The sequence below is a fragment of the uncultured Rikenella sp. genome (assembly GCF_910579375.1).
Classification (GTDB): domain Bacteria; phylum Bacteroidota; class Bacteroidia; order Bacteroidales; family Rikenellaceae; genus Rikenella.
Map to the genome: position 1 here is coordinate 1 of NZ_CAJTUJ010000197.1, position 3,174 is coordinate 3,174.

A 3,174-nucleotide genomic window follows, 5' to 3' on the forward strand; every position below is an offset into this window, starting at 1 on the left:
ACCTCTGCAAAAGTTCTTTGGGTACCTTTCTTTCAAGAAAGGTACGGTTCCGTCCGGTTCAAAGAATAGATAAACAAACGGATAATACACAATGATATAGCGTTATGGCCGGTTCCCCCTGGTATTTCGATCCCTTTGTCATCCCCTTTACCCTCGGCGTCGTATGGTTATTCGGCGCCATCCTTTGGAAATGGGGCAAATGGTTCGTCGAGCTTCCGCAAGAAGACAAAGCCCTTGTTCGGCATAACTTTTTCAGCGCCAAGAGCCTCAAAGCGACGAAAGAAGTCCTCTTGGAATGCCTCATTCACCGGAAGATATGGAAGACCAACCCCCTGCTCGGGTTCATGCACATGAGTCTGGCCCTGGGGTGGTTCCTGTTGATCGTCGTTGGGAAGCTGGAGACCTCCACCTACATCCACGACGCTGTGAATCCGCCCCACGTCCACGTCTTTTTCCGGTACTTTTTCCCCGAAGAACCCGCCAGTTATGTGCGGCACTTCAACTACGCCCTGCTGATGGACTGTTTGTTGATTTTTGTGCTGTGCGGCGTGGCGCTGGCGTGGGGGAAACGCGTCTACTCGCGCATGATGGGAATGCGGCGGACGACCCGGCACACCCCCTTCGACCGGATTGCCCTCGCCTCGCTGTGGCTGATTTTTCCCCTGCGTTATCTGGCCGAATCCGTCACCTGCGGCGTGCACGACAGCGGCAGCTTCTTCACCGGCGGGACAGGCGATATGCTCGCTTCCGTAGTGCCGATGGGCATGCTTTCCGCCATGGAGTACCCCGCCTGGTGGGCCTACTCCATCGTGCTCGGCCTCTTTTTCGTCTCCATGCCTTACTCGCGGTACATGCACATCTTCACAGAGATACCGCTGATCTTTCTGCGCACCTACAAAGTGCAGTCGAAGCCCGAAGGGAGCAGCTTCGACCACTTCCAGATACAAGCCTGCTCCCGGTGCGGGATATGCCTTGACCCCTGTCCCATCGCTTCGGACTTGAACATCAATCACATTCAGGCCGCCTATTTCCTGCGCGACCGGCGGTACGGACACCTGACCTCGCAAGTGGCCGACACCTGCCTGATGTGCGGCCGGTGCGCCGAAGCCTGTCCCGTGGGGATCGACCAGGGAACCTTGCGGTTGAGCAGCCGTGTAGGTTTTGCCCGTCAGAGCTCCTTGTACGATGCCCCCCGGTACGAATTTCTCGCCTCCGCCCCCGACCGCTCGGAAGGAGAGGGCCGCGTCGGCTTTTTTGCCGGCTGTATGACCCAGCTCACCCCCGGCGTGATGCGGTCGATGGAGAAGATCTTCGCCGCCGCCGGTGTCGACGTCTGGTGGGCCGACCGAAACGGCGGAGTCTGCTGCGGCCGTCCGATTCGGCTGAGCGGCAACCTTCCTGCAGCGGAAAAGATGCAGCAGTATAATACCGAACTGTTCCGCCGCCACGGGATTACCACCCTCGTGACCGGCTGTCCCATCTGTTACAAGAGCTTTATGCAGGAGTATAAAGAGTTGAAAAATATGGGGATACGCGTTCTGCACCACACCCAGTATATCGCCGAGCTGATTGCCGGAGGGCGGCTCAAGACTTCGGTCGTGCAGTCCTCGTATGTCTATCACGACCCGTGCGAGCTGCGGGGGATTTATGCCGAACCGCGGTATGTGCTCTCTCACGTCGCGACCCTGACCAACGCCGAGAGCCTCGAAAAAGACCGCGTGCACTGTTGCGGCGGCAGCCTCGCCAATCTGACCCTGGACACGGCCGCGCAGACCCGGATCGGGGCGACCGTCGTGCGGAACCTGACGGCGACCGGTGCCGAAACCATCGTGACGAGCTGTCCCCAGTGCAAAAAATCGCTTCAGCGTGCAGCCGGCAACGATCGGGTGCGGGTGGCCGACATTGCCGAAGTGGTGGCCGAAGCGGTTTGAGAGTCGGGATATTTTCGTTAATTTGCACCGCAACCGAGAGAGAATCGAACATCCTATGCAACAATATCTGGACCTGTTGCGCCACGTGCGCGACCACGGCACGCGCAAGAGCGATCGAACCGGCACCGGCACCGTCAGCGTATTCGGCTATCAGATGCGGTTCGACCTGAGCCAGGGATTTCCGTGCCTGACGACGAAAAAGCTGCACTTGCGGTCGATCATCCACGAACTGCTGTGGTTCCTGCGCGGCGATACCAATATCAAGTACCTCAATGACAACGGGGTGACGATTTGGGACGAGTGGGCCGACCCGGCGACGGGCGATCTCGGACATGTCTACGGCTACCAGTGGCGGAGCTGGCCGACCCCTTCCGGCGAACACATCGACCAGATCGCTCAGGTCGTCGATTCGCTGCGGCACAATCCCGACAGCCGTCGGCACATCGTTTCGGCATGGAACGTGGCCGACATTCCGACCATGGCTTTGCCGCCTTGCCATGCTTTGTTCCAGTTTTACGTGGCCGACGGGCGGCTGTCGTGTCAGCTCTATCAGCGGTCAGCCGACCTGTTTCTCGGCGTGCCGTTCAACATCGCCTCGTATGCCCTTCTGACCCTGATGATGGCCCAGGTGACGGGGCTCGAACCGGGCGAGTTCATCCATACGTTGGGCGATGCGCACATCTATCTGAATCATCTGGAACAGGTGGAGATCCAGCTGAGCCGGACACCGCGTCCGTTGCCGACGATGCGAATCAATCCGGCCGTCCGGGATATTTTCGGATTTTCTTACGAAGATTTCTCGTTGGAAGGCTACGACCCGTGGCCATCCATTAAGGCCCCGATCGCCGTGTAGGGTCGCCGGGATTGAGAGACCGTGGGTTGCTGCGCGTTGTTGGGGTAGAGGCTGCCAGTTGAAATGCGCGAGCATTTCCCGTCCACGGGACGTGGGGCCCGCGCGGCCCGAGCGCAGTCCCCTCAAACTAAACCGCGCGCCGACGCCTAAAGAGGGAAATCGTCAAAATGCACTTTGTGCGTTTTGACAAGATTTCCCCCGGCGCGCGAACAAAGCTCGACCGCGCGCGACTGCTGGAGTAAGAAATCATTCAAACACGTGATTCGTGTTTGAATAAGATTTCCTCCAGCGCGCGGACGAAGAACGGGGGTAGAGGCGGCCAGTAAAACACCCGAAGGGTGCGCCCGCACGGCGTAAGGGCAGTCCCCTCCCGTAGGACAGACGCGCGCC

Annotated in this window: 2 protein-coding genes; both read left to right on the forward strand. The window is 59.1% G+C overall.

Features of this window, described 5'->3' with window-relative positions:
- Window positions 1-104 precede the first annotated feature (104 nt).
- Window positions 105-1,931, forward strand: coding sequence for a (Fe-S)-binding protein (locus QZ302_RS09575; RefSeq protein ID WP_294594826.1), 1,827 nt, complete (start codon window positions 105-107; stop codon window positions 1,929-1,931).
- A 55-nt stretch (window positions 1,932-1,986) separates the two neighbouring features.
- Window positions 1,987-2,784 (forward strand): thymidylate synthase, encoded by a 798-nt coding sequence (locus QZ302_RS09580; RefSeq protein ID WP_294594828.1) that lies wholly within the window; start codon window positions 1,987-1,989, stop codon window positions 2,782-2,784.
- Window positions 2,785-3,174: the final 390 nt, after the last annotated feature.

Bases quoted from the DNA above. Each gene is read 5' to 3' on its own strand.
- QZ302_RS09580 (WP_294594828.1), top strand. From the start codon at position 1,987: ATGCAACAATATCTGGACCTGTTGCGCCACGTGCGCGACCACGGCACG.
- QZ302_RS09575 (WP_294594826.1), top strand. From the start codon at position 105: ATGGCCGGTTCCCCCTGGTATTTCGATCCCTTTGTCATCCCCTTTACC.